This window comes from Buttiauxella sp. BIGb0471, assembly GCF_024807715.1.
In the GTDB taxonomy this organism is placed as follows: Bacteria; Pseudomonadota; Gammaproteobacteria; order Enterobacterales; family Enterobacteriaceae; genus Buttiauxella; species Buttiauxella agrestis.
In genome coordinates this window covers 40,061-64,605 of record NZ_JANUEU010000010.1, presented here as the reverse complement: position 1 = coordinate 64,605, position 24,545 = coordinate 40,061, and the positions used below count along the sequence as shown (strand labels likewise).

Below are 24,545 nucleotides of genomic sequence, written 5' to 3'. Positions count from 1 at the left end.
GTGTGGGGTCTCCCCATGCGAGAGTAGGGAACTGCCAGGCTCCAAATAAGTGTAAAGCCCTGTACTGACGTACAGGGCTTTTTGCTGTCTGCGATTTATGCGATCACCCTTCATAATCCCTCTCTGCAAGCCAACTTCAGCCTTATAATTCACTGCAAAACAAGCTATTACCCAGTCTATTCCACTGCCCGTAAAATCTATGCTTAAGTGAAACATTTTCAATTATCTTATGAATACTCGACATTTGACAGGCGGCGAGTTATCTTCAGCTATCTGGATGTCTAAACGTTTATACGTATGCTGTGAGGATAAAAGGTTATGCCAATTCGGGTACTGGATGAGTTACCAGCCGTCAATTTCCTGCGTGATGAGAATGTTTTTGTCATGACAACATCGCGCGCAAGCAATCAGGAAATCCGTCCGCTAAAAGTGCTCATACTTAATCTGATGCCGAAAAAGATTGAGACGGAGAACCAGTTTTTACGTCTGCTTTCTAACTCTCCTCTACAGGTTGATGTCCAACTGTTGCGCATTGATTCTCGTGAATCCCGTAATACACCGACTGAACACCTCAACAACTTCTACTGTAATTTCGAAGATATACAGGATGAAAATTTTGATGGCTTGATCGTGACCGGTGCGCCATTGGGTCTGGTGGAATTTAATGATGTGGCCTATTGGCCGCAAATAGAACAAGTGATTCACTGGGCAAAAGATCACGTCACCTCAACGCTATTTGTGTGTTGGGCTGTGCAGGCAGCGCTAAATATTCTCTACGGGATTCCGAAGCAAACGCGTAAAGATAAGCTCTCTGGCGTATATGAACACAACCTCACTTATCCACACGCCTTATTAACACGTGGCTTTGATGACTCCTTCCTGGCACCACATTCACGCTATGCAGATTTCCCGGCATCTTTGATTCGTGACTATACCGATCTGGAAGTTCTGGCTGAGTCAGAAGAAGGGGATGCTTACCTTTTTGGTAGCAAAGATAAACGCATTGCTTTTGTCACGGGCCATCCGGAATATGATGCACACACGCTGTCAGGCGAATATTTCCGTGACGTCGAAGCAGGCCTGAATCCTGATGTGCCATACAATTACTTCCCGAATAACGATCCGCAGAGAAAGCCGCATGCTACCTGGCGTAGCCATGGGAATTTACTGTTCACAAACTGGCTAAATTACTACGTTTACCAGATCACGCCATTCGATCTGCGCCATATGAACCCAACGCTCGATTAAGCGTTTCAGCATCCCATCAGCACTGAGATCAAGGCACCTTCGGGTGCTTTTTTGTTTTCTAAAAACACATTCCCCAAATGAATAAATTTTAATCTCATATATATCAATGTGATAAATGATTTTCATTTCAAAAATGGAAATAGTTTTTGATTTTAGAAAATCATGAAGTAGTCTTAAACCTGTTGAGTGAAAACACCGCACTGGACGTACCAGATAAAATCGGTTTTAGCGACGGGATGAGATGAGGGGATAAATCCAATGACACAACAGACAGTTAGCGAAGAGTTGGCCTTTAGCCAGCCGTTTGGTGAACAAGAGAAGCAGGTTCTTACGCCCGATGCAGTAGAGTTTCTCAGTGAACTCGTCACCCGGTTTACTCCACAACGCAATAAGCTGTTGGCGGCACGCACCGTTCAGCAGGCAGAAATCGACGGCGGTAAACTTCCAGGTTTTATTTCGGAAACAAGTTCCATTCGAGAATCTGAATGGACAATTCGTGGAGTGCCAAACGATTTACTGGATCGACGGGTCGAGATCACAGGGCCGGTCGAACGCAAGATGGTGATTAATGCGCTGAATGCTAACGTCAAAGTGTTTATGGCTGACTTTGAAGATTCGCTCGCACCCAGTTGGAGCAAAGTTATCGATGGGCAAATCAACCTGCGCGATGCCATCAATGGCACCATTAGCTGGACCAACGAAGCCGGCAAAATCTACCAGTTGAAGCCAGACCCAGCGGTGTTGGTTTGTCGCGTCCGTGGTCTTCACTTGCCGGAAAAACACGTGACCTGGCGTAATGAGCCGATCCCTGGCAGCCTGTTTGATTTTGCGCTCTACTTCTTCCACAACGTGGATGCTTTGCTGGCAAAAGGAAGCGGTCCCTATTTCTACCTGCCTAAAACCCAATCCTGGCAAGAAGCGGCCTGGTGGAGCGAAGTATTCAGTTTTACCGAAGATCATTTCTCCCTCCCGCGCGGCACCATCAAAGCGACGCTGTTGATTGAAACGTTGCCAGCGGTATTCCAGATGGATGAGATCCTGCATGCGCTGCGTGATCACATCGTTGGGCTGAACTGTGGTCGCTGGGACTATATTTTCAGCTACATCAAAACGTTAAAAAACCATCCGGATCGCGTTCTGCCGGATCGTCAGTCCGTCACCATGGACAAGCCTTTCCTGAACGCTTATTCACGTCTGCTGATCAAAACGTGTCATCGCCGTGGTGCTTTTGCCATGGGCGGCATGGCGGCATTCATTCCGAGTAAAGAGAGTGCCCGCAACGAATGGGTGCTCAATAAAGTTAAAACAGACAAGCAAATGGAAGCGACCAACGGCCACGACGGCACCTGGATTGCGCATCCGGGGCTTGCTGACACGGTAGTGGAAGTTTTTGATAAAGCGCTGGGTGACAATAAAAACCAGCTACATGTTTTACGTGAGGAAGATGCACCGATTACTGCGGCACAACTGCTGGAGCCTTGTCCTGGCGAGCGCACAGAAGCAGGCATGCGTGCCAATATCCGCGTTGCTGTGCAATACATCGAAGCATGGATTTCGGGCAATGGTTGCGTGCCGATTTACGGCTTAATGGAAGATGCCGCGACGGCAGAAATTTCCCGTACCTCTATCTGGCAGTGGATTCACCATCAAAAAACGTTGAGTAACGGCGAAACGGTCACTAAGGCGCTGTTCCGCCAAATGCTGGCCGAAGAAATGTTCGTTATTCAGGAAGAACTCGGTGACAAGCGTTTCAGCCAGGGGCGCTTTGATGAAGCGGCTCGCCTGATGGAGCAAATCACCACTTCCGAGACGTTAATCGACTTCCTGACGCTGCCGGGCTACCGCCTGCTTGCTTAAACCCTACGACAAAAAAATATGGAGCATCTGCTATGAAAACCTCACGCAACCAACAAATTCAACAATTACAAGAAGACTGGACGCAAGCTCGCTGGGAAGGTATCAAGCGCCCATACAGCGCGGAAGAGGTCGTGAAATTGCGTGGTTCTGTGAACCCGGAATGTACGCTGGCGCAAAATGGCGCGGCCAGAATGTGGCGCTTGCTGCATGGTGAATCGAAAAAGGGTTACATCAACAGCCTTGGCGCATTAACTGGCGGGCAAGCGTTGCAACAAGCGAAAGCGGGCATCGAAGCTATTTATCTGTCTGGCTGGCAGGTGGCCGCAGATGCCAACCTCGCATCCAGCATGTACCCGGATCAATCGTTATATCCGGCAAACTCAGTGCCTGCGGTGGTCGATCGGATCAACAACACATTCCGCCGCGCCGATCAGATCCAATGGGCATCCAACATTGAGGAAGGTGATCCGCGCTATGTTGATTACTACCTGCCGATCGTAGCCGATGCGGAAGCCGGTTTTGGTGGCGTACTGAACGCATTTGAGTTGATGAAATCGATGATTCAGGCTGGTGCAGCAGCGGTTCACTTTGAAGACCAACTGGCATCCGTGAAGAAATGCGGACACATGGGCGGCAAGGTGCTGGTGCCGACTCAGGAAGCCATTCAGAAACTTGTCGCTGCCCGCCTGGCAGCAGACGTGATGGGCGTTCCAACACTGGTCATTGCCCGTACCGATGCTGATGCTGCGGATTTAATCACCTCTGATTGCGACGAATACGACCGCGAATTTGTTACGGGCGAGCGCACGCAAGAAGGTTTCTACCGTACTCGTGCTGGCATTGAGCAGGCTATCAGCCGTGGCCTGGCTTACGCGCCCTATGCCGATTTGGTGTGGTGCGAAACGTCCAAACCTGACCTTGAACAGGCGCGTCGCTTTGCTGATGCCATCCATGCTCGCTTCCCTGGCAAACTGTTGGCCTACAACTGCTCGCCATCGTTTAACTGGAAGAAAAACCTCGACGACAAAACCATTGCTTCGTTCCAGGAGGAGTTGTCAGCAATGGGCTACAAATACCAATTTATTACACTCGCGGGTATCCACAGCATGTGGTTCAACATGTTCGACCTGGCGCACGCTTACGCGCAGGGTGAGGGTATGCGCCATTACGTAGAGAAAGTCCAGCAACCAGAATTTGCTGCAGCACCTGAAGGCTACACCTTCGTCTCGCATCAGCAGGAAGTGGGTACCGGTTACTTCGACCGTGTAACGACGATTATTCAGGGAGGTGCTTCTTCAGTGACTGCATTAACGGGTTCAACGGAAGAAGAACAGTTCTAAAACAACCCTCATCCCAACCTTCTCCCTGAGGGAGAAGGAGAAAAACTCGATCAGTCCCCTCTCCCTCAGGGAGAGGGCCAGGGTGAGGGGGAAATTCGCGACGGAGAAACCTATGACGCGACGGCTGGAATTGTTAATCGCCCACACCATCCTGCAAGGTTTTGACGCGCAGTATGGCCGCTTTCTTGAAGTCACCTCCGGAGCGCAGCAGCGCTTCGAACAAGCCGACTGGCACGCGGTACAGCGGGCGATGAAAAGCCGTATCCATCTCTACGATCACCACGTCGGTCTGGTGGTCGAACAATTGCGCTGCATTACCGACGGCCAGCATACGGACGACGAATTTTTATTGCGTGTCAAAGCGCAGTACACCCAGTTATTGCCCGATTACCCTCGCTTTGAAATTGCCGAAAGCTTTTTCAATTCAGTTTATTGTCGGCTCTTCGATCACCGCTCGTTATCTCCCGAGCGGCTTTTTATTTTCAGCTCTCAGGACGAAACGCGCTTTCGCGCCATTCCTCGCCCGCTGTCAAAAACCTTTACCCCAGCTTTAGGCTGGCAGCCGCTTTTGCGCTCCGTACTGCGGGATTTGCCTTTGCGCCTGCCGTGGCAAGATCTAGCCCGCGACGCCGGTTACATCATCGCGCATCTGTCTGAAACCTTTGGCACTGAAGCTTTGCAGCAGGCTAGCCTCGAAATTGCCAACGAACTATTTTATCGAAATAAAGCCGCCTGGCTGGTCGGGAAGCTGGTTCTTCCGACGGGCAAGGTGCCTTTTTTGTTGCCGATACATCGCACCGATGACGGACATTTAGTGGTAGATACCTGCTTAACCAGCAGCGCTGAAGCCAGCATCGTTTTTGGTTTTGCCCGCTCCTATTTCATGGTTTACGCCCCGCAACCTGCGGCATTAGTCGAATGGTTGCGTGAACTTTTGCCGGGAAAAACCACAGCCGAGCTGTACATGGCGATTGGTTGTCAAAAACACGGTAAAACAGAAAGTTATCGTGAATATCTGACGTATATCTCAGCCACCGATGAGCAGTTTATTGAAGCGCCGGGTATTCGCGGCATGGTGATGCTGGTATTTACACTTCCTGGTTTTGACCGGGTTTTCAAGGTGATTAAAGATAAGTTTGCCCCGCAAAAAGAAGTCACTGCCGAGCGTGTTCGCGAATGCTATCAACTGGTGAAGGAACACGATCGTGTCGGGCGTATGGCTGATACCCAGGAGTTTGAAAATTTTGTGCTGTCTAAACATCAGATCAGCCAGCCGCTGCTCGAGCTGCTAAAGCAGGAAGTACCTGAAAAACTCACCGATCTTGGTGACAGTATTGCCATTAGCCATCTGTATATTGAACGCAGAATGGTGCCGCTGAATCTGTGGCTGGAACAGGTGGAAGGCCAGCAATTACGCGATGCCGTTGAAGAATATGGCAACGCTATCCGTCAGCTTGCGGCGGCGAATATTTTCCCTGGTGACATGCTATTTAAAAACTTTGGCGTCACCCGTCACGGGCGCGTGGTGTTCTACGATTATGATGAAATTTGCTATATGACCGAAGTGAACTTCCGTAACGTTCCTCCGCCGCGTTACCCGGAGGACGAACTCTCAGCCGAACCGTGGTACAGCGTGGCGCCAGGCGATGTTTTCCCGGAGGAGTTTCGCCACTATTTATGCGCCGACCCGCGTATTCGCCTGATATTCGATGAAATGCACGGCGACTTATTCCGTGCTGATTACTGGCGCGCGTTGCAGGAAAGAATCCGCAACGGGCATGTGGAGGATGTTTTTGCCTACCGCAAACGGCAGCGTTTTTGCTCTCGTTTTGGCGATTTAAAGCAGGCGGGTTAGCGCCCGCCGCCGTAAGCCTGAGTAATCTCTTTCGCCGCTTTGATCACTAACGCGCCCAACTCGGTAACGCGGTCATCTGTCACGCGTGAAATTGGGCCTGAAATCGAAATCGCGGCAAACGCTTCATGGTGCTCGTCATAAATACACGCCGCCACACAACGCAGCCCCAGCGCATGTTCTTCATCATCAAACGAGTAACCGCGCTTGCGAGTCTGCGCCAAATCTTCTTTCAGATGTAGCGGAGAAGTGAGCGTTGCAGGCGTGTAACTGTGCAGCCCTTTGCGATGCAGTAAAGTCGCGACCTGATCGTCACTCAGATTTGCCAGAAACACCTTCCCGGCACCTGAAGCGTGCATCGGTAGCTTGCCGCCAATCGGCGCTGACATGCGCATCAGCTGTGCGCATTGCACCTGGTCAATGATAATCGCCTGGTGATCGCTATGGTCGAGCACCGCCAGATTCACGGTTTCGCCGGAATCTTCCATTAGTTTGCGCAGGATAGGGTGAACAATGGCGAGCAGGTTACGGCTTTGCAGGAAGCTACTGCCGACGACAAACGCATGTGCGCCAATCGTCCAGTGGCCCAGGTCGCCAATCTGGCGAACAAAGCCGAGTTGCTGCATGGTAGTGAGCAGACGATGCGTAGTGGAATTAGGTAAACCAGCTTGTTGTGCCAGCTCGGTGAGCGCAACGCTACCATGCGATTCGGCAATCCATTCAAGCAGTTTCAGGCCACGCGTAAGTGACTGAACTTGCCCGGTTGGCTGAGGTGCGGCCACTGTGGCAGCGCGTGGTTTTTTTCCACGTTTGGCGGGAACGGCAGCAACCATAACTGACTCCTGTTTTCGTATCGTGGAAATCATTTTCGTTTTATTTGGCGATAATGCAACCAGCATCAGACTCATCGGAGCAGTCAGGTGAACATGTCTCATGTTCGATTACTTTGCGACTATTACAACTTGTGACAGTATGACTTGTTGGGCTGACAGGCTTGGGTAAACAGGTGGGAGTTAGAGTGAGCAATAAATTAGAAAAACTGCATCAGCAGTTGCAACAACGCATTTTGGTACTGGATGGTGGCATGGGAACCATGATTCAGAGCTACCGTCTTGATGAGAGCGATTTCCGGGGTGAGCGCTTTGCTGACTGGCCGTGTGACCTGAAAGGGAATAACGACTTGCTGGTGCTGAGCAAACCGGAAACGATTGCCGCTATTCACTACGCCTACTTTGAAGCCGGTGCCGACATCGTCGAAACCAATACCTTCAACTCAACGACCATCGCGATGGCGGATTACCAAATGGAATCCCTGTCGGCAGAAATAAACTACGAAGCGGCGAAGTTGGCCCGCGCCTGCGCTGATGAATGGACCGCACGCACACCAGAAAAACCGCGCTACGTGGCAGGTGTATTAGGCCCAACCAACCGTACCGCCTCCATTTCTCCAGACGTTAACGATCCCGCATTCCGTAACGTGACCTTTGATCAACTGGTGGAAGCGTATCGTGAATCCACTCGTGCGCTGGTGGAAGGTGGCTCTGACCTGATAATGATTGAAACGGTGTTCGATACCCTGAACGCCAAAGCGGCGATTTTTGCCGTGAAAACTGAATTTGAAGCGCTGGGCGTTGATCTCCCGATCATGATTTCCGGCACCATCACCGATGCCTCTGGCCGTACGCTATCGGGGCAAACGACCGAAGCCTTCTATAACTCATTGCGCCATGCGGACGCGCTGACTTTCGGCCTGAACTGCGCACTGGGGCCAGATGAATTGCGCCAGTACGTTGCAGAACTTTCGCGCATTGCCGAATGCTACGTTACCGCACACCCGAACGCCGGGCTGCCGAATGCTTTCGGTGAATACGATTTGGATGCCAGAGAAATGGCAAAACAAATTGGCGAATGGGCGCAGGCCGGGTTCCTGAATATCATCGGTGGTTGCTGTGGCACCACGCCGGAACATATCGCCGCGATGAGCAAAGCCGTTGAAGGCGTTGCGCCGCGTAAACTGCCTGACCTGCCAGTTGCCTGTCGTTTAGCAGGGCTTGAACCGCTAAACATCACCGCCGAAAGTCTGTTTGTTAACGTCGGTGAACGTACTAACGTCACCGGTTCTGCCAAATTTAAGCGTCTGATCAAAGAAGATAAATATAACGAAGCACTGGAAGTGGCTCTCCAGCAGGTAGAAAGCGGCGCGCAAATCATCGACATCAACATGGATGAAGGGATGCTCGACGCCGAAGCGGCGATGGTGCGTTTCCTCAACCTGATTGCCGGTGAGCCAGACATCGCCCGCGTACCAATCATGATTGACTCCTCGAAATGGGACGTCATCGAAAAAGGCCTGAAATGCATTCAGGGCAAAGGCATCGTGAACTCGATTTCCATGAAAGAGGGGATCGAGCCGTTTATCCACCACGCAAAACTGGTGCGCCGCTACGGTGCCGCGATGGTGGTCATGGCGTTTGACGAAGTCGGTCAGGCCGACACCCGCGAGCGCAAAATCGAAATTTGCCGTCGCGCCTACAAAATTCTGACCGAAGAAGTTGGCTTCCCACCGGAAGACATTATTTTTGACCCGAATATTTTTGCCGTCGCGACGGGTATTGAAGAACACAACAACTATGCCCAGGACTTTATCGGCGCCTGTGAAGACATCAAACGCGAACTGCCGCATGCGATGATTTCCGGCGGTGTATCGAACGTGTCGTTTTCTTTCCGTGGTAACGACCCGGTACGCGAAGCGATTCACGCTGTGTTCCTCTATTACGCCATTCGCAATGGTATGGACATGGGGATTGTGAACGCCGGACAACTGGCGATTTACGACGATCTCTCTGAAGAGCTGCGTAATGCCGTCGAAGACGTGATTCTGAACCGTCGTGATGACAGCACCGAACGCTTGTTGGATCTGGCTGAAAAATATCGCGGCAGTAAAAGTGACGATAGCGCGAACGCTCAACAAGCCGAATGGCGTAGTTGGGATGTGAAAAAGCGTCTTGAATACTCGCTGGTTAAAGGCATCACCGAGTTTATCGAACTCGACACAGAAGAAGCCCGTCAGCAGGCTGAACGCCCGATTCAGGTTATTGAAGGCCCGCTGATGGATGGCATGAACGTGGTCGGCGACCTTTTCGGTGAAGGGAAAATGTTCCTGCCGCAGGTAGTGAAATCCGCCCGCGTAATGAAACAAGCCGTGGCGTACCTTGAACCGTATATTGAGGCCAGCAAAGAAAAAGGCTCCACCAACGGAAAAATCGTGCTGGCGACGGTGAAAGGCGATGTTCATGACATCGGCAAAAACATCGTCGGCGTAGTGCTGCAATGTAATAACTACGAAATCATCGACCTTGGCGTGATGGTGCCAACCGAGAAGATCCTGAAAACTGCGCGTGAAGTGGGTGCCGATATTATCGGTCTGTCTGGCCTGATTACGCCGTCGCTGGACGAAATGGTTAACGTCGCCAAAGAGATGGAGCGCCAGGGCTTTACGCTGCCGCTGCTGATTGGCGGGGCGACGACTTCTAAAGCGCATACGGCGGTGAAAATCGAGCAGAACTACAGCGGCCCAACGGTTTACGTGCAGAACGCCTCGCGTACCGTCGGTGTGGTTTCAGCGCTACTTTCTCCGACTCAGCACGATGATTTTGTAGAACGCACGCGCAAAGAATACGTCACGGTGCGTACTCAGCATGCGCGTAAAAAACCACGCACGCCGCCAGTGTCACTTGCCGCCGCGCGTGAAAACGATCTGGCCTTTGACTGGACAAGCTACACGCCTCCGGTTCCCCATCGCCCTGGTGTACAGGAAGTGACTGCCAGCATCGAAACGCTGCGTAATTACATCGACTGGACGCCATTCTTCATGACCTGGTCGCTGGCCGGGAAATATCCGCGCATCCTGGAAGATGAAGTGGTCGGCGAAGAAGCGCAGCGTTTGTTCAAAGACGCGAACGACATGCTCGACAAACTTCATGCAGAAAAATTGCTGACGCCGCGTGGCGTTGTCGGGTTGTTCCCGGCAAACCGTGTGGACGACGACATCGAAATTTATCGCGATGAATCCCGTACACAGGTGAAAACTGTCGCGCACCATCTGCGCCAGCAAACCGAGAAAGTCGGTTTCGCCAACTACTGCCTCGCCGATTTCGTCGCGCCAAAACACAGTGGCAAAGCGGATTACATCGGTGCCTTTGCCGTCACCGGCGGCATGGAAGAAGACACGTTAGCGGAAGGCTATGAAGCACAGCATGATGATTACAACAAAATCATGGTGAAAGCGCTGTCTGACCGCCTGGCGGAAGCCTTTGCCGAGTATCTGCATGAACGCGTGCGTAAAGTTTACTGGGGCTATGCGCCAACGGAAAACCTCAGCAACGAAGAGCTTATCCGCGAAAACTACCAGGGGATTCGCCCGGCGCCAGGTTATCCAGCCTGCCCGGAACACACTGAGAAAGCGACCATCTGGGAGCTGCTCGACGTAGAAAATGTCGTGGGCATGAAACTCACTGAATCCTACGCCATGTGGCCTGGCGCATCCGTTTCCGGCTGGTATTTCAGCCACCCTGACAGCAAATATTACGCCGTGGCGCAGATTCAACGCGACCAGGTGGAAGATTATGCGCGTCGCAAAGGGATGTCGGTGACGGACGTAGAGCGTTGGTTAGCCCCAAACCTGGGCTACGACGCGGATTAGTTTTTACTTTGTAGGTCGGATAAGCGTAAGCGTCATCCGACAAAAAGGGTGGATGGCGCATATGTTTATCCACCCTACAATTCCTTCCTTTTCCCCTTCTTACATCCCGAAACGTTTAATTCTCACCAGGCGTTATATACTGGAAAGAGAAGGAATTTCTCGTCTTATCATTTCCAGGAGAAAGTGTGCTGACATTACTGCATCTACTTTCTGCGGTGGCGCTATTGGTATGGGGTACGCACATTGTGCGTACCGGAATCATGCGCGTTTACGGTGCAAATCTCCGTAGCGTACTCAGCCGCAGTGTTGAAAAAAAACCGTTCGCCTTTTGTGCCGGGATTGGTGTTACCGCGCTGGTGCAAAGCAGCAACGCCACCACCATGTTAGTCACCTCTTTTGTGGCACAGGATCTGGTGGCGCTTACCCCTGCGCTGGTGATTGTGCTGGGGGCCGATGTCGGTACTGCGCTGATGGCGCGAATCCTGACCTTTGATCTCTCGTGGCTCTCGCCGTTACTCATTTTCATCGGCGTTATTTTCTTCCTCAGCCGCAAACAAACTCGCGCCGGACAACTTGGCCGTGTAGGCATTGGCCTTGGGCTGATTTTACTGGCGCTGGAGCTGATTGTTGCCGCTGTGACGCCGATAACCCAGGCCTCCGGTGTGCAGGTCATTTTCGCCTCGCTGACGGGCGATATCATGCTTGATGCGCTGATTGGCGCGATGTTCGCCATCATCAGTTATTCCAGCCTTGCCGCTGTGTTGCTGACCGCCACGCTGACATCCGCCGGTATAATCTCGTTTGATGTCGCACTGTGCCTGGTGATTGGTGCCAACCTTGGCTCTGGCTTGTTGGCGATGATCAATAACAGTACTGCCAATGCAGCTGCTCGTCGTGTTGCGCTCGGAAGTTTGTTATTCAAGCTGGTGGGCGGCGTGATTGTGCTGCCGTTTATTCATATTCTTGCAGACGCGATGCAAAAACTCTCGCAGCCGGAATCTGAACTGGTTATCTATTTCCACGTGTTCTACAACCTGATTCGCTGCCTGGCGATGGTGCCATTTGCGGGTGCGATGGCGCGTTTTTGCCGCAGTGTAATCAGTGAAGTACCAGAAGTTGATGCGCGGATGAAGCCAAAACATCTTGATGTCACCGCTCTGGATACACCAGCGCTCGGGCTTTCCAACGCAGCACGTGAAACCCTGCGCATGGGCGATGTTCTCGAGCAGATGCTCGAAACCTGGAGCAAAGTGATGCACGGGGAGCCGCGCCAGGAGAAGGAACTGCGTAAGCTCGCCGATGATGTCGATGTGCTCTATACCGCAATCAAACTGTATATGGCGCAAATGCAAAAAGAGGAACTGGCGGAAGTCGAATCCCGTCGCTGGGCTGAAATTATTGAGATGTCGCTGAACCTTGAGCAGGCGGCAGATATTCTGGAACGCATGGGTAGCGAAGTGGCGGATAAATCGCTGGCAGCACGTCGGGCATTCTCGCCAGACGGTCTGAAAGAGCTGGATATTCTGCTCCAGCAATTAACCAGCAACCTGAAACTCAGCCTGTCGGTATTTTTCTCCGCAGACGTGAACAGCGCTCGCCGTTTGCGCCGTAATAAACATCGCTTCCGCATTCTGAATCGCCGCTTCTCGCATGCGCACGTGGATCGCCTGCATCAGCAAAACGTGCAAAGTATCGAAACCAGCTCGCTGCACCTCGGTTTGCTCGGAGATATGAAGCGCCTGAACTCACTATTTTGTGCCGTTGCTTATAGTGTTCTTGAGCAACCTGATGATGACGAAAGAGATGAATACTAATTATTCTGACGTGGCTATCCGTTTATAATCGGGACGTTAATTTTTATAAAAAAGGAATTTAATGATGAAGCTAAAACAGATACTTGCCAGTGTGCTTTGCGTTGCAGCGCTAGCCGGGTGTGCAGCACTCGAACGAACCGAGCCAGTGCGCACGCCGCAGACCATTATCACTCAGCACGTAACCGCAGAGCAGGTTAAAAACGCGATTATCAATGCTGGGCAAGGGCGAGACTGGATCATGTCCGTGGCAGGCCCTGGAGTCATTAATGCGACGCAAAATATCCGCAAGCACAGCGTGACAGTTCGCATTAACTACAGCGAAAGAAACTACTCAATTAACTATGTCAGCAGTGTGAATTTGTTGGCATCCGATGGCGAAATACACCGTTCTTATAATCACTGGGTGAATAATCTGGATAAAGATATTCAGAAGAAATTAGCAGTGATGGCGGCGACGCCTGCCAAATAACCCTCTTTGCGGGTAATGAGCTTCGAGTTTGTTGCCCGAGCCTGTTCGCATCGCCCCTCAGGTAAGGTATATTCCGGGTTTTACGGAGGAACCATGCTGCCTAACTCATCTATACGTCTGAACAAATACATTAGCGAGAGCGGCATCTGCTCGCGCCGTGACGCCGACCGTTACATCGAACAGGGAAATGTTTTTATCAACGGTAAACGTGCCGCGATTGGCGATCAGGTATTTGCCGGAGATGTGGTGAAGGTTAATGGCCAGCTCATTGAACCCCGTGATGAAGACGATTTGGTGCTGATTGCGCTGAACAAGCCTGTGGGCATCGTGAGTACAACCGAAGACGGCGAGAAAGATAACATTGTCGATTTCGTTAACCACAGCAAGCGCGTTTTCCCGATTGGGCGTCTGGATAAAGATTCTCAAGGGCTGATTTTCCTCACCAATCATGGCGATCTGGTGAATAAAATCCTGCGGGCCGGGAACGACCACGAAAAAGAATATGTTGTTACGGTCAACAAACCGGTCACTGACGAGTTCATTCGCGGCATGGGGGCGGGCGTTCCGATGCTGGGAACCGTCACCAAGAAATGCAAAGTGAAGAAAGAAGCTCCATTTGTGTTTCGTATCACGCTGGTGCAGGGGCTTAACCGTCAGATTCGCCGGATGTGCGAACACTTTGGTTATGACGTGACGAAGCTTGAGCGTACCCGCATCATGAATGTCAGCATGAAAGGGCTGCCGTTGGGTGAATGGCGTGATTTAACCGACGATGAATTGATTGAGTTATTTAAGCTGATTGAAAACTCTTCTTCCGAAGCGAAGCCAGCCGCTAAGGCAAAAGCAAAACCTAAGGCAGTTGCTGTTAAAAAGCCTGCCGTGAGTGGGCCGAAGAGCAGCGCTAAAACCCCGGCGGAGCTTGCTTCACGTAAACGCTTCGCTCAGCCAGGACGCAAGAAAAAGGGACGCTAAATTAGCGTTTCCCACGAGAGTGGCTGTTTGCAGACCAGGAATAGGTTGCAGACGTATCCGGTTTTAACGCTTTCTGTTTTTTAATCTGGCGGACTTTTTTGGCCGCCAATTCACGTTCTGCTATCAGTTGGTCGATATAAGTTTTTTTAACGTGGTTAATTTCTGAGTTTGTCAGAGGGCGGCCATGGGCGATGCGGGAGCGATCAAGGCGTGTTTTTAATTCGCGTTGCTCGGCTTCGGTCATATCTTGTTGTGTCAGTCTTGATGTGGACATTGTTGCGGCCTCTTAAGAAGTGGCGACCAGTGTAAAGCAAACTGCCCGCAACCTCAGTAAAAATCAGCATCCTCTCAATTATTACTTATCAAATCCTGCCATAGATTGTTGCCTTGGGCACTTTGCGTATATAAGTAAAAAATCTAGATCCAGATCACACTTTCAACGTATAACAACACTTCGGTATCCTAACCCACGAGGTGTTTTATGACATCTATCGCCCGCGTCGAGTTAATCGCTACCGTTATGCAAACGGTCCTTAATCTGGCTCTGCTCACTCTTGGCCTGATTCTCATCATCTTTCTTGGCAAAGAAACGCTGCATTTGGCTAATGTACTCTTCGCGCCCAGCGAACAGGCCAGCAAATATCTGTTTATCGAAGGGCTGGTGGTTTACTTCCTGTATTTCGAATTTATCGCGCTGATTGTTAAGTACTTTCAGTCGGGATATCACTTCCCGCTGCGTTATTTTATCTATATCGGTATTACGGCCATTGTGCGGCTGATCATCATTGACCATAAGCAACCCCTGGATGTGCTGATTTATTCCGGGGCGATTTTGCTGCTGGTGATTACGCTGTGGTTGTGTAATAGCAGCCGCTTAAAACGAGAATAAAAAAGGCGGCCCGCAGGCCGCCGAAGAAAATACAAAGTCAAATGAGGGGTACAGTGGCTTTTAAAACAAGGTAGAACAATAACTAACAGGAAATCTTAACCTTTCACCCCGCCAGCCGTCAGGCCGCTCACCAGCCAGCGTTGCGCCAGTAAGAACACGACAGTAATCGGAATGGCTGAAAGCACAGCGGCTGCGGCAAAGTCGCCCCACAGGTAGTTTTGTGGGTTGAGATATTGCTGCATGCCGACCGCCAGGGTGTAGCTGTTCACATCGCGCAGCAGCAACGATGCGACCGGGACTTCGGTAATCGCGGCAATGAACGACAGAATAAACACCACCGCCAGAATCGGTACGGAAAGTGGCAGTAACACCAGGCGGAAGGCTTGCCATGGGGTGGCGCCGTCCAGCGCTGCCGCTTCTTCCAGCGAGTTATCAATCGTTTCGAAATAGCCTTTAATCGTCCACACATGCAGCGCGATACCGCCAAGATAGGCGAAGATCACCCCACCGTGAGTGTTCAGGCCGATAAACGGAATGTACTGGCCGAGGCGGTCAAACAAGGCATACAACGCCACCAGTGACAGCACCGCCGGGAACATCTGGAAAATCAGCATCCCTTTCAGCAGCGTCGCTTTGCCAGGGAAACGCATACGGGCAAAAGCGTAAGCACAAGTCGTTGAAAGCGTCACGATACCCAGCGCGGTAATCGCCGCGATTTTGATCGAGTTCCACAACCACAACAGCACCGGGAACGGCGGTGGCGTTACGCTACCATCGGCATGTTGCACGCTGAAACCCAGCGCTAATTTCCAGTGCTCCCAGGAAATTTGATCCGGGATCAGGCTGCCGGTGGCGAAGTTACCCGGACGCAGTGAAATCGCAATAACCATCAGCAGCGGGAACATAATTGCCGCGATAAACAGTAGTAATAAAAGGTGCGTAGTAAATAAACGCAGCTTTTGAGATTTGGGTTGAACCATAGCCATGTGTGTTGCTCCTTAATCAAACTTCATGCGGGTGGCTTTCAGGTTAACAATCGCTAATGCGCCAACCAGGATGAAGATAAGCGTGGCGATAGCCGCAGCTAAACCAAAGTCCTGGCCGCCGCCACCTTCAAAGGCGATGCGGTAGGTGTAGCTCACCAGCAAGTCCGTGTAGCCCGCAGGAGTCGTGGTGCCGAGTCTATCCGGGCCGCCGTTGGTTAACAGTTGAATCAGCACGAAGTTGTTAAAGTTAAAGGCAAAGCTGGCAATCATCAGCGGCGTCAGCGGTTTAATCAGCAGCGGCAGCGTGATTTTAAAGAAGTTCTGGAATGGGCCTGCGCCATCCATTGCTGAAGCTTCGTAAAGGTCATCTGGAATTGCTTTCAACAAGCCCATGCACAGAATCATCATGTATGGATAACCGAGCCAGGTATTCACGATAATAATCATTGAACGCGCGGTGGTCGGGTCGCTAAACCAGGCGGGTTTGATACCAAACAGTGAGCTCAACATCATGTTGATTTCACCAAAGCTTTGGTTGAACAATCCTTTGAAAATCAGGATAGAAATAAACGAAGGCACCGCGTAGGGCAGAATCAACATCACGCGATAAATCGCTTTGCCCTTCAGGGATTCCCACTGTACGACGCAGGCCAGAATCATGCCGACGGCTACGGTCAGAATCACCGTCAGGATGGAGAAGATCACCGTCCAGACGAAAATCGCCATAAATGGTTTCTGGATGCCTTCATCGTGGAACACACGCAGGAAGTTCTTCCAGCCGATAGTCACGGTGTAGCCTGGGCTTAACTGTTCGTTGCCCCAGTTGCCGTCGGCGTTAACAGACTGGTAGAAACCAATTTCGTTATTCGGGCGGTACTTCACACCGCTTTGGTTGTTGGTCATCTCACCGTTATCAGCCACGGTATACAGAGGGCGAGTGCCGGAGAACTGGCGCAGGGAACTCATGGTCAGCGTGCTTTCATCGGGCATTTGCGCGGTGATTTGGGTCAGCGCCGCGCGGTTTTGCGTAATCACGCGCAGATTGGCTTTTTCCCCTTCTGGCAGCGCATCCGCTTCTTTCAATTTCAGGTGCTGTTCGCCACCAAATTTAAAGGCATCGGAGATGAAATTCTTGCCGGATTCACCGTCGGTGAGGGCCAGTTGCCACTCGTCGCCCGCCGGGTACAGGCCGAAGTTAAAGGTTTTGCCCGCCTGATACTGGCGGTCCATCAGCACTTCTTGTGCACGTTCCTGCGTCAGCTGGTTGGTGCTGCTGTAGTTGGTGAAGGCAATAGCAATGGTACAGACCAGCGGGAACAGGACGAACAGCCCCATGCCGGCAAGACCGGGGTAAACATAACGCCAGGCATAAGCCTTGCGGTTAGCGTAAATATACAGGCCAAGTGAGCTTAAAATCAGCGTCATAATGGCAAACAGGTACTCCCCCTGGGCGTACATTAATACGACAAGATAACCAACCAGCAATCCCAACAGGCCGATGACTGACCACTTCAGCACATCGCTTTGCCACCAGTGGCTCTTTTTAACTACATCCATGGGGTGTTCCTCAACAGCTTTTCATCTGAAACCACCCTCACCCTAACCCTCTCCCTGAGGGAGAGGGGATTGTCCGGTTTTCTCCCTCAGGGAGAGGGCCGGGGTGAGGGGGAAGTTCTTACTTAGTAATACGTCCCTGAGCGTCTTTCATCGCTTCATCAACAGTCTGGCGACCGCTAACGGCGTTGATAACAGCGGTACGAACGGCATACCAGAACGCAGACATTTGCGGCACGTTAGGCATGATTTCGCCTTTCTGGGCGTTATCCATGGTGGCGGCGATACGTGGGTCTTTCGCCAGCTGGTCCTGGTATGATTTCAGTGCAACGGCACCCAATGGCTTATCTTTGTTCACTTCAGCCAGACCCTGATCGGTCAGCAGGTAGTTTTCCAGGAACTCTTTCGCCAGCTCTTTGTTCGGGCTGGCGGCGTTGATACCGGCACTCAGCACGCCAACGAATGGTTTAGACGCTTTGCCTTTGAACGTTGGCAGCAGCGTCACGCCGTAATTGATTTTGCTCTTATCAATGTTCGACCAGGCCCACGGGCCGTTGATTGTCATCGCCGTTTCGCCTTTGTTAAAGGCCGCTTCTGCGATGGAGTAATCGGTATCCGCATTCATTTCTTTGTTTTTAATCATGTTGACCAGGAAGCTCAGGCCCGCTTTCGCGCCTGCGCTGTCCACGCCCACATCTTTCACGTCATATTTGCCGTTTTCGAGTTTGAAGGCATAACCGCCGTCAGCGGCAATCAGCGGCCAGGTGAAGTACGGTTCTTGCAGGTTGAACATCAACGCACTCTTACCTTTCGCTTTCAGCTGCTTATCCAGCGCCGGGATTTCTTCCCAGGTTTTCGGTGGATTAGGTACGAGGTCTTTGTTGTAAATCAGAGACAGTGCTTCAACCGCAACTGGGTAAGCGATGATTTTGCCGTTGTAACGAACGGCGTCCCAGGTAAACGGATACAGCTTGTCCTGGAAAGCTTTGTCTGGAGAGATCTCGGCCAGCAGGCCAGATTGTGCGTAACCACCGAAACGATCGTGCGCCCAGAAGATGATATCCGGGCCATCGCCTGTCGCCGCAACTTGTGGGAATTTCTCTTCCAGTTTGTCCGGATGTTCGATGGTGACTTTAATACCGGTATCTTTTTCAAATTTCTTACCGACCTCGGCCAGGCCGTTATAGCCTTTGTCACCGTTAATCCAGATGACCAATTTGCCTTCTTCTATTTTTGCCAGTGCAGAGGCGGAAAACATCATCGTTGTCAGGGCAGACAGAGCGAGGATGCGGGCGCCAGTTTTAATTTTCATATTTATTCCCATCCTTTGAATGGTGGTTTGCTTTGCGCGTGGATACATCAAGGTCAAGGTAGTGGCGTTACGGTTGCCAGTTTGCGCAGATGGCAAGTGCTTCTCATCCTCCTTAGCCCTACGCCCCCACCCTGGTATCTGTGATCTGCATTCCATAACTGACAGTTATGCGTGCTGGAGCACACAAAACCACCCAGAAATTTGAAACCACGATCACGAAAAACTGTCGCGCCCACTGCAACCGGTTGCAGAGCAGCCCCTCTCATCCTCCCGCCTCCTCCCCCATAAAAAACAGCAGGGTGGAGGATTCATGAAATGTATTGATCCGTCATAGTCCGACACATCTTGAATCACCTGCCAATCAGCAGCGTGACGGAATGAAGGGAGAAGTACATGGCAAGCGTACAGCTACGGAACGTAACAAAAGCCTGGGGTGACGTGGTGGTATCGAAAGATATCAACCTGAACATTCAGGAAGGTGAGTTCGTGGTTTTTGTTGGACCGTCAGGCTGCGGTAAATCCACTTTGTTGCGCATGATTGCGGGGCTGGAAACCATCACCAGCGGTGATTTGTTTATCGGCGATACCCGTATGAATGACATTCCGCCCGCTGAACGCGGCGTCGGTATGGTGTTCCAGTCTTATGCTCTTTATCCCCATCTTTCTGTTGCTGAAAACATGTCCTTCGGGTTGAAGCTCGCGGGCGCGAAGAAAAGTGATATCAATCAGCGTGTCACCCAGGTTTCAGAAACTTTGCAACTGGGGCATTTATTAGAACGTCGCCCGAAAGCACTTTCTGGTGGGCAACGTCAGCGCGTAGCTATTGGCCGTACGCTGGTGGCTGAACCGCGTGTATTCCTGCTTGATGAACCTCTTTCAAACCTTGATGCGGCACTCCGTGTGCAGATGCGCATTGAGATTTCCCGGCTGCATAAGCGCCTCGGGCGCACCATGATTTACGTCACCCACGACCAGGTCGAAGCGATGACGCTTGCCGACAAAATTGTGGTACTGGACGCCGGGCGTGTCGCGCAGGTCGGCAAACCGCTCGAGCTGTATCACTACCCGGCTGACCGTTTTGTTGCGGGCTTTATTGGCTCGCCAAAAATGAACTTCCTGCCGGTGAAAGTCACCGCCACGGCTATCGATCAAGTGCAGGTTGAATTACCGAACCGCCAGCAAGTCTGGCTGCCGGTTGAAAGCAAAGAAGTTCAGGTCGGCGCCAACATGTCTCTGGGGATTCGCCCGGAACATCTGCTGCCAAGCGACATCGCTGACGTGACCCTTGAAGGTGAAGTTCAGGTTGTCGAGCAGCTCGGCCATGAAACTCAGATTCATATCCAAATCCCCGCCATCCGTCAGAACCTGGTGTACCGCCAGAATGACGTGGTGTTGGTAAAAGAGGGTGCCACATTCGCTATTGGCTTGCCGCCAGAGCGCTGCCATCTGTTCCGTGAAGATGGCACTGCTTGTCGTCGGCTGCATCAAGAGCCAGGTGTTTAAGCATTCCCATAAAAAAGAAAAGCAATGATCTCAGGAGATAGAACGATGATTACTCTGCGCAAACTCCCACTGGCAGTCGCCGTAGCAGCAGGCGTTATGTCTGTTCAGGCAATGGCAGTGGATTTCCACGGTTATGCCCGTTCTGGTATCGGCTGGACCGGCAGTGGTGGCACACAGGAATGTTTCCAGGCAACTGGTGCTCAATCTAAATACCGTCTTGGTAACGAATGTGAAACCTATGCGGAATTAAAACTGGGCCAGGAAGTGTGGAAAGAAGGCGACAAGAGCTTCTATTTCGATACTAACGTGGCGTACTCCGTTGCTCAGGATAATGACTGGGAAGCAACCAGCCCGGCATTCCGTGAAGCAAACGTGCAGGGTAAAAACCTGATTGATGCACTGCCAGGCGCCAACATGTGGGCCGGTAAGCGTTTCTATCAACGTCATGACGTACACATGATCGACTTCTACTACTGGGATATTTCTGGTCCTGGTGCGGGTCTGGAAAACATTGACGTCGGCGTGGGTAAACTGTCCTTCGCAGCGACTCGTTCTTCTGAATCAGGCGGCTCGGCTGCATTCAATGATTTCAATGCTGATGGTTCTCGTAACTACAGCAATAAAGTACCAAACGATGTATTTGACGTGCGTTGGGCGGGGATCGAAACCAACCCAGGCGGTACTTTAGAACTGGGTGTTGATTACGGTCACACTAACATTCCTGACGATTATTACCTGCAACCTGGCGCATCTAAAGATGGCTGGATGGGGACAATCGAACACACCCAAAGCATGATGAAAGGCTACAACAAATTTGTCGTTCAGTACGCAACTGACTCCATGACCTCGCAAGGTAAAGGTCAGGCGCAGGGCGGTTCTCTGAACAACGATGGCAGCATGATTCGTGTTATCGATCACGGTGCGATTACTCTGGCTGACCGCTGGGATCTGATGTACGTCGGTATGTATCAGAACCTGGATATGGATGATAACCAGGGGACTGAATGGTACACCATCGGTGTTCGTCCAATGTTCAAATGGACGCCTATCATGAGTACCCTGCTGGAAGTGGGCTACGACAACGTGAAATCCCAGGAAACTGGCGATCATAATGGTCAATACAAAATTACCCTGGCACAACAATGGCAGGCAGGCGACAGCATCTGGTCCCGTCCGGCACTGCGTGTCTTCGCAACCTACGCGAAGTGGGATGAGAAATGGGGTTACGCTAAAGATGCCAACGGCGACTCAACTCGCTTTGCTATCGCTGATTCTACCGGCAACGGTACGTTCTCTACCAGCCGTGGCGACAACGACGAGTTCTCCTTCGGTGCCCAGATGGAAATCTGGTGGTAACACAGCAGTAGCTTAAAGTAAGAAGTGATAAGGGGTTCGCCACTGAACCCCTTGTTATTACCCTTGTATGCCAATGCTTGTTTCAGGTGGAAAGGGCTATTGCCTGGCCAACTTTCCACCGACTTTCCATTCGAGGTTTATAACAATGAAAATGAAAAAAAGTCTCCTCGCACTCTGCCTTTCCGCAGGGCTGCTCGCCAGCATTCCCGCAGTGAGCCTGGCTGATGTGAATATCGTTCCACAAGACATTTCTGCGGCGCCAGCAGTGCCGAGTTCAGCGTTACAACAGCTACAGTGGACGCCCGTCGATCAATCAAAAACATTAACCACAACACTGGCTACCAGTGGTCAGAGCCTAAGCGCAGGTGATATTACTGGCCCAGTTGCGGCTTATAGTGTGCCTGCAAATATTGGCGAATTGACCATTACGCTCACTAGTGAAATCAGTAAAAACGCGGTATTTGCGCCGAACGTACTGGTTCTTGACCAGAACTTGACGCCGGCTGCCTATTTCCCGTCGAGCTACTTTACCTATCAGGAACCGGGCGTGATGTCCGCCGATCGCCTGGAAGGGACGATTAAATTGACCCCAGCATTGGGGCAGCAAAAACTCTATTTGTTAGTGTTCACCACCAACAAAGACACACAGCAAACCACCAAAATGCTCGACCCGGCGAAAGCCTACGCAAAAGGCACGGGTAACGCGGTACCGGATATTCCAGACCCTATTGCCCGCCATACCACCGACGGTCTCTTGAAAGTGAAAGTCAAAACCTCTTCAAACTCCAGCATTCTGGTTGGACCGTTATTTGGTTCATCAGGCCCAGGCCCGGTTACTGTGGGTAATACCGCAGCACCAGCCACAACCTACGTTGCCCCGGCAGCCGTTGCTGCACCAGTGGCTGCACCCGCGCCAGCCAAGAAATCTGAGCCAGTGCTAAGTGACACAGAAACGTACTTCAACCAGGCAATCAAAGATGCCGTAGCGAAAGGCGATGTAGACAAAGCCCTGAAACTGCTCGACGAAGCTGAACGCCTGGGATCGACGACTGCCCGTAAAACTTTTATCAGCAGTGTAAAAGGCAAGGGGTGACCGTCTCCCCGCAGTGCTGATGTTTGAGGTTTGGTGCGCTCATTGAGCGCACCTTTTTTTCTTCGTCATCCTTCGAGCTGACTCGGCGTTGTTAAACGCTTGTTGTGCTTTTCCTGCCCCGCTATACCTATTCTGCGTTACAATGATTTTCGGTTTTGTTTCGGAGAAATTCACATGTCTGACGCGCTTTCGCCACTGCGCGCCTTACGCTTTGAGGCGACGATCCCCGAGGGGCTGAGTGCATCGCTTCTTGACTGGTTGTTGCTTGAAGATTCAATGACCAAGCGCTTTGAACAATATTGCTCGCGTGTCAGCGTGCGTATTGTGCGTGAAGGTTTTTTCGATTCGCGTGCCGATATTCCTGAAGCTGATTTGCTGCCTGAAGCTAAACGTTACTGGTTGCGTGAAATCATGCTCTGCGGCGATGATGAACCCTGGCTTTTAGGGCGAACCATCGTTCCTGAATCTACCCTCGAGGGGCCAGAGCTTGAATTGCAGCAACTCGGAACCACACCTCTTGGGCGTTACCTGTTTAGTGCATCTTCCCTGACAAGGGATTTCATTGAGATTGGCCGCAATGAGGAGCTGTGGGGGCGTCGTTCCCGCCTGAGATTAGCCGGAAAACCATTAGTGCTGACCGAGCTGTTCCTCCCCGCATCCCCGCTGTATGTAGAGGAAAAATAATGGAGTGGAGTCTGAAACAGGGCAAATGGCAGGCCTATCAGCGCCTGATGCGGCTTGATAAGCCGATTGGCTCGCTTTTATTGCTATGGCCCACGTTATGGGCGTTGTGGTTAGCGACACCGGGTGTGCCGCCGCTGACCATTTTATGTGTGTTCATCGCTGGTGTCTGGATGATGCGAGCTGCGGGCTGCGTGGTAAACGACTACGCCGATCGTAAATTTGATGGGCATGTTAAACGCACGGCGCACCGGCCCCTGCCGAGTGGGGCAGTCAGCGAGAAAGAGGCACGCATCTTATTTGCCGTGTTGGTTCTGTTGTCGTTTTTACTGGTGCTGACACTCAATACCATGACAATTTTGTTATCGGTAGCGGGGCTGGCATTGGCCTGGGTTTACCCGTTTATGAAACGCTATACCCACCTGCCGCAGGTGGTGTTAGGTGCGGCATTCGGCTGGTCAATTCCAATGGCATTTGCTGCGGTGAGTGAATCTGTACCGCTGAGTTGCTGGCTGATGTTTTTGACCAATATCTGCTGGGCCGTGGCTTACGACACGCAATACGCGATGGTCGATCGCGATGATGATTTAAAAATTGGCATTAAATCCACGGCGATACTGTTCGGGCGCTATGACAATCTGATCATCGGCATTTTGCAGATTACAGTGATGGTACTGCTGGCAGTGATTGGTTGGCTGAACGGGTTGGGTGGGGCGTTTTACTGGTCGATTGCACTGGCGGGCGCGCTATTTATCCATCAGCAACGTCTGACTGCGAACCGCGATCGCGACGCCTGTTTCCGTGCATTCCTGAATAATAACTACGTTGGGCTGGTGTTGTTTATTGGTCTGGTGCTGAGTTACCTGCACTTCTAAAACATGTCCCTCATCCCGGCCTTCTCCCCAAAGGAGAAGGAG

Annotated in this window: 19 protein-coding genes; 14 read left to right on the top strand and 5 right to left on the bottom strand. The window is 51.5% G+C overall.

Going from position 1 to position 24,545, the window contains the following annotated elements; translation table 11 throughout:
• The first annotated feature begins 318 nt into the window (after positions 1-318).
• The 4 genes from metA to aceK all read left to right on the top strand — a co-directional run bounded on the left by metA (position 319) and on the right by aceK (position 6,300).
• A complete protein-coding gene (gene metA / locus M2371_RS21045; RefSeq protein WP_034492341.1) occupies positions 319-1,248 on the top strand; it encodes a homoserine O-succinyltransferase in 930 nt (309 codons plus the stop codon).
• A 258-nt stretch (positions 1,249-1,506) separates the two neighbouring features.
• Complete coding sequence (gene aceB, locus M2371_RS21040; RefSeq protein ID WP_259268613.1) at positions 1,507-3,105, top strand: malate synthase A; 1,599 nt, start codon at positions 1,507-1,509, stop codon at positions 3,103-3,105.
• Positions 3,106-3,137: 32 nt separating this feature from the next.
• Positions 3,138-4,445, top strand: a complete 1,308-nt coding sequence (aceA, locus tag M2371_RS21035) for an isocitrate lyase (protein ID WP_115631555.1) — start codon at positions 3,138-3,140, stop codon at positions 4,443-4,445.
• Positions 4,446-4,557: 112 nt separating this feature from the next.
• Positions 4,558-6,300 carry a bifunctional isocitrate dehydrogenase kinase/phosphatase gene (aceK, locus tag M2371_RS21030; protein ID WP_259268612.1) on the top strand — a complete coding sequence of 581 codons (1,743 nt, stop codon included), beginning with the start codon at positions 4,558-4,560 and terminating at the stop codon, positions 6,298-6,300.
• Here the strand turns inward: aceK and iclR are convergent.
• A complete protein-coding gene (gene iclR, locus M2371_RS21025; protein ID WP_034492349.1) occupies positions 6,297-7,130 on the bottom strand; it encodes a glyoxylate bypass operon transcriptional repressor IclR in 834 nt (277 codons plus the stop codon). The genes aceK and iclR overlap by 4 nt on opposite strands.
• Positions 7,131-7,315: 185 nt before the next feature.
• Here iclR and metH point away from each other — a divergent pair, with 185 nt between their 5' ends.
• The 4 genes from metH (at position 7,316) to rluF (ending at position 14,254) form a co-directional block, all read left to right on the top strand.
• Complete coding sequence (gene metH, locus M2371_RS21020) at positions 7,316-10,999, top strand: methionine synthase (RefSeq protein ID WP_259268611.1); 3,684 nt, start codon at positions 7,316-7,318, stop codon at positions 10,997-10,999.
• Positions 11,000-11,184: 185 nt separating this feature from the next.
• Positions 11,185-12,813, top strand: a complete 1,629-nt coding sequence (locus M2371_RS21015) for a Na/Pi cotransporter family protein (RefSeq protein ID WP_172895861.1) — start codon at positions 11,185-11,187, stop codon at positions 12,811-12,813.
• A gap of 61 nt (positions 12,814-12,874) precedes the next feature.
• Positions 12,875-13,282, top strand: coding sequence for a hypothetical protein (locus M2371_RS21010; RefSeq protein WP_172895859.1), 408 nt, complete (start codon positions 12,875-12,877; stop codon positions 13,280-13,282).
• 93 nt (positions 13,283-13,375) lie between these two features.
• Positions 13,376-14,254 carry a 23S rRNA pseudouridine(2604) synthase RluF gene (gene rluF, locus M2371_RS21005; protein WP_172895857.1) on the top strand — a complete coding sequence of 293 codons (879 nt, stop codon included), beginning with the start codon at positions 13,376-13,378 and terminating at the stop codon, positions 14,252-14,254.
• 1 nt (position 14,255) lies between these two features.
• Here rluF and M2371_RS21000 read toward each other — a convergent pair whose 3' ends face one another.
• Positions 14,256-14,528, bottom strand: coding sequence for a DUF3811 domain-containing protein (locus M2371_RS21000; protein WP_034492372.1), 273 nt, complete (start codon positions 14,526-14,528; stop codon positions 14,256-14,258).
• 207 nt (positions 14,529-14,735) lie between these two features.
• Between M2371_RS21000 and psiE the strand changes: the two genes are divergently transcribed.
• Positions 14,736-15,143, top strand: coding sequence for a phosphate-starvation-inducible protein PsiE (psiE, locus tag M2371_RS20995; protein WP_034492374.1), 408 nt, complete (start codon positions 14,736-14,738; stop codon positions 15,141-15,143).
• A 95-nt stretch (positions 15,144-15,238) separates the two neighbouring features.
• Here the strand turns inward: psiE and malG are convergent, their stop codons facing one another.
• The 3 genes from malG to malE all read right to left on the bottom strand — a co-directional run bounded on the left by malG (position 15,239) and on the right by malE (position 18,995).
• A complete protein-coding gene (malG, locus tag M2371_RS20990) occupies positions 15,239-16,129 on the bottom strand; it encodes a maltose ABC transporter permease MalG (protein WP_134186071.1) in 891 nt (296 codons plus the stop codon).
• 12 nt (positions 16,130-16,141) lie between these two features.
• The gene (malF, locus tag M2371_RS20985; protein ID WP_259268610.1) at positions 16,142-17,686 is read right to left on the bottom strand and encodes a maltose ABC transporter permease MalF; all 1,545 of its coding nucleotides are present in this window, start codon (positions 17,684-17,686) and stop codon (positions 16,142-16,144) included.
• Positions 17,687-17,804: 118 nt separating this feature from the next.
• Positions 17,805-18,995 carry a maltose/maltodextrin ABC transporter substrate-binding protein MalE gene (gene malE, locus M2371_RS20980; protein WP_034492387.1) on the bottom strand — a complete coding sequence of 397 codons (1,191 nt, stop codon included), beginning with the start codon at positions 18,993-18,995 and terminating at the stop codon, positions 17,805-17,807.
• A gap of 393 nt (positions 18,996-19,388) precedes the next feature.
• Between malE and malK the strand changes: the two genes are divergently transcribed.
• From malK to ubiA, 5 genes are all read left to right on the top strand, one after another.
• On the top strand, positions 19,389-20,498 hold the full coding sequence (gene malK, locus M2371_RS20975; protein ID WP_034456987.1) for a maltose/maltodextrin ABC transporter ATP-binding protein MalK: 1,110 nt from the start codon (positions 19,389-19,391) through the stop codon (positions 20,496-20,498).
• 45 nt (positions 20,499-20,543) lie between these two features.
• Positions 20,544-21,854, top strand: a complete 1,311-nt coding sequence (locus M2371_RS20970) for a maltoporin (protein ID WP_034492393.1) — start codon at positions 20,544-20,546, stop codon at positions 21,852-21,854.
• A gap of 145 nt (positions 21,855-21,999) precedes the next feature.
• Entirely contained in the window at positions 22,000-22,947 is a 948-nt protein-coding gene (gene malM, locus M2371_RS20965; protein ID WP_172895854.1) for a maltose operon protein MalM, read from the top strand.
• 174 nt (positions 22,948-23,121) lie between these two features.
• Positions 23,122-23,631 (top strand): chorismate lyase, encoded by a 510-nt coding sequence (gene ubiC / locus M2371_RS20960; protein ID WP_259268609.1) that lies wholly within the window; start codon positions 23,122-23,124, stop codon positions 23,629-23,631.
• Positions 23,631-24,503 carry a 4-hydroxybenzoate octaprenyltransferase gene (ubiA, locus tag M2371_RS20955; protein ID WP_034492399.1) on the top strand — a complete coding sequence of 291 codons (873 nt, stop codon included), beginning with the start codon at positions 23,631-23,633 and terminating at the stop codon, positions 24,501-24,503. The genes ubiC and ubiA overlap by 1 nt, the downstream gene beginning before the upstream one ends.
• The last annotated feature ends 42 nt before the right edge of the window (positions 24,504-24,545 follow it).

Excerpts from the sequence above, each read along its gene's own strand:
- iclR (WP_034492349.1), bottom strand. The coding sequence starts at position 7,130 with ATGGTTGCTGCCGTTCCCGCCAAACGTGGAAAAAAACCACGCGCTGCC.
- malM (WP_172895854.1), top strand. The coding sequence starts at position 22,000 with ATGAAAATGAAAAAAAGTCTCCTCGCACTCTGCCTTTCCGCAGGGCTG.
- rluF (WP_172895857.1), top strand. The coding sequence starts at position 13,376 with ATGCTGCCTAACTCATCTATACGTCTGAACAAATACATTAGCGAGAGC.
- malK (WP_034456987.1), top strand. The coding sequence starts at position 19,389 with ATGGCAAGCGTACAGCTACGGAACGTAACAAAAGCCTGGGGTGACGTG.
- malE (WP_034492387.1), bottom strand. The coding sequence starts at position 18,995 with ATGAAAATTAAAACTGGCGCCCGCATCCTCGCTCTGTCTGCCCTGACA.
- psiE (WP_034492374.1), top strand. The coding sequence starts at position 14,736 with ATGACATCTATCGCCCGCGTCGAGTTAATCGCTACCGTTATGCAAACG.
- aceK (WP_259268612.1), top strand. The coding sequence starts at position 4,558 with ATGACGCGACGGCTGGAATTGTTAATCGCCCACACCATCCTGCAAGGT.
- aceB (WP_259268613.1), top strand. The coding sequence starts at position 1,507 with ATGACACAACAGACAGTTAGCGAAGAGTTGGCCTTTAGCCAGCCGTTT.
- M2371_RS21010 (WP_172895859.1), top strand. The coding sequence starts at position 12,875 with ATGATGAAGCTAAAACAGATACTTGCCAGTGTGCTTTGCGTTGCAGCG.
- malG (WP_134186071.1), bottom strand. The coding sequence starts at position 16,129 with ATGGCTATGGTTCAACCCAAATCTCAAAAGCTGCGTTTATTTACTACG.
- M2371_RS21000 (WP_034492372.1), bottom strand. The coding sequence starts at position 14,528 with ATGTCCACATCAAGACTGACACAACAAGATATGACCGAAGCCGAGCAA.
- M2371_RS20970 (WP_034492393.1), top strand. The coding sequence starts at position 20,544 with ATGATTACTCTGCGCAAACTCCCACTGGCAGTCGCCGTAGCAGCAGGC.
- metA (WP_034492341.1), top strand. The coding sequence starts at position 319 with ATGCCAATTCGGGTACTGGATGAGTTACCAGCCGTCAATTTCCTGCGT.
- ubiA (WP_034492399.1), top strand. The coding sequence starts at position 23,631 with ATGGAGTGGAGTCTGAAACAGGGCAAATGGCAGGCCTATCAGCGCCTG.
- malF (WP_259268610.1), bottom strand. The coding sequence starts at position 17,686 with ATGGATGTAGTTAAAAAGAGCCACTGGTGGCAAAGCGATGTGCTGAAG.
- ubiC (WP_259268609.1), top strand. The coding sequence starts at position 23,122 with ATGTCTGACGCGCTTTCGCCACTGCGCGCCTTACGCTTTGAGGCGACG.
- aceA (WP_115631555.1), top strand. The coding sequence starts at position 3,138 with ATGAAAACCTCACGCAACCAACAAATTCAACAATTACAAGAAGACTGG.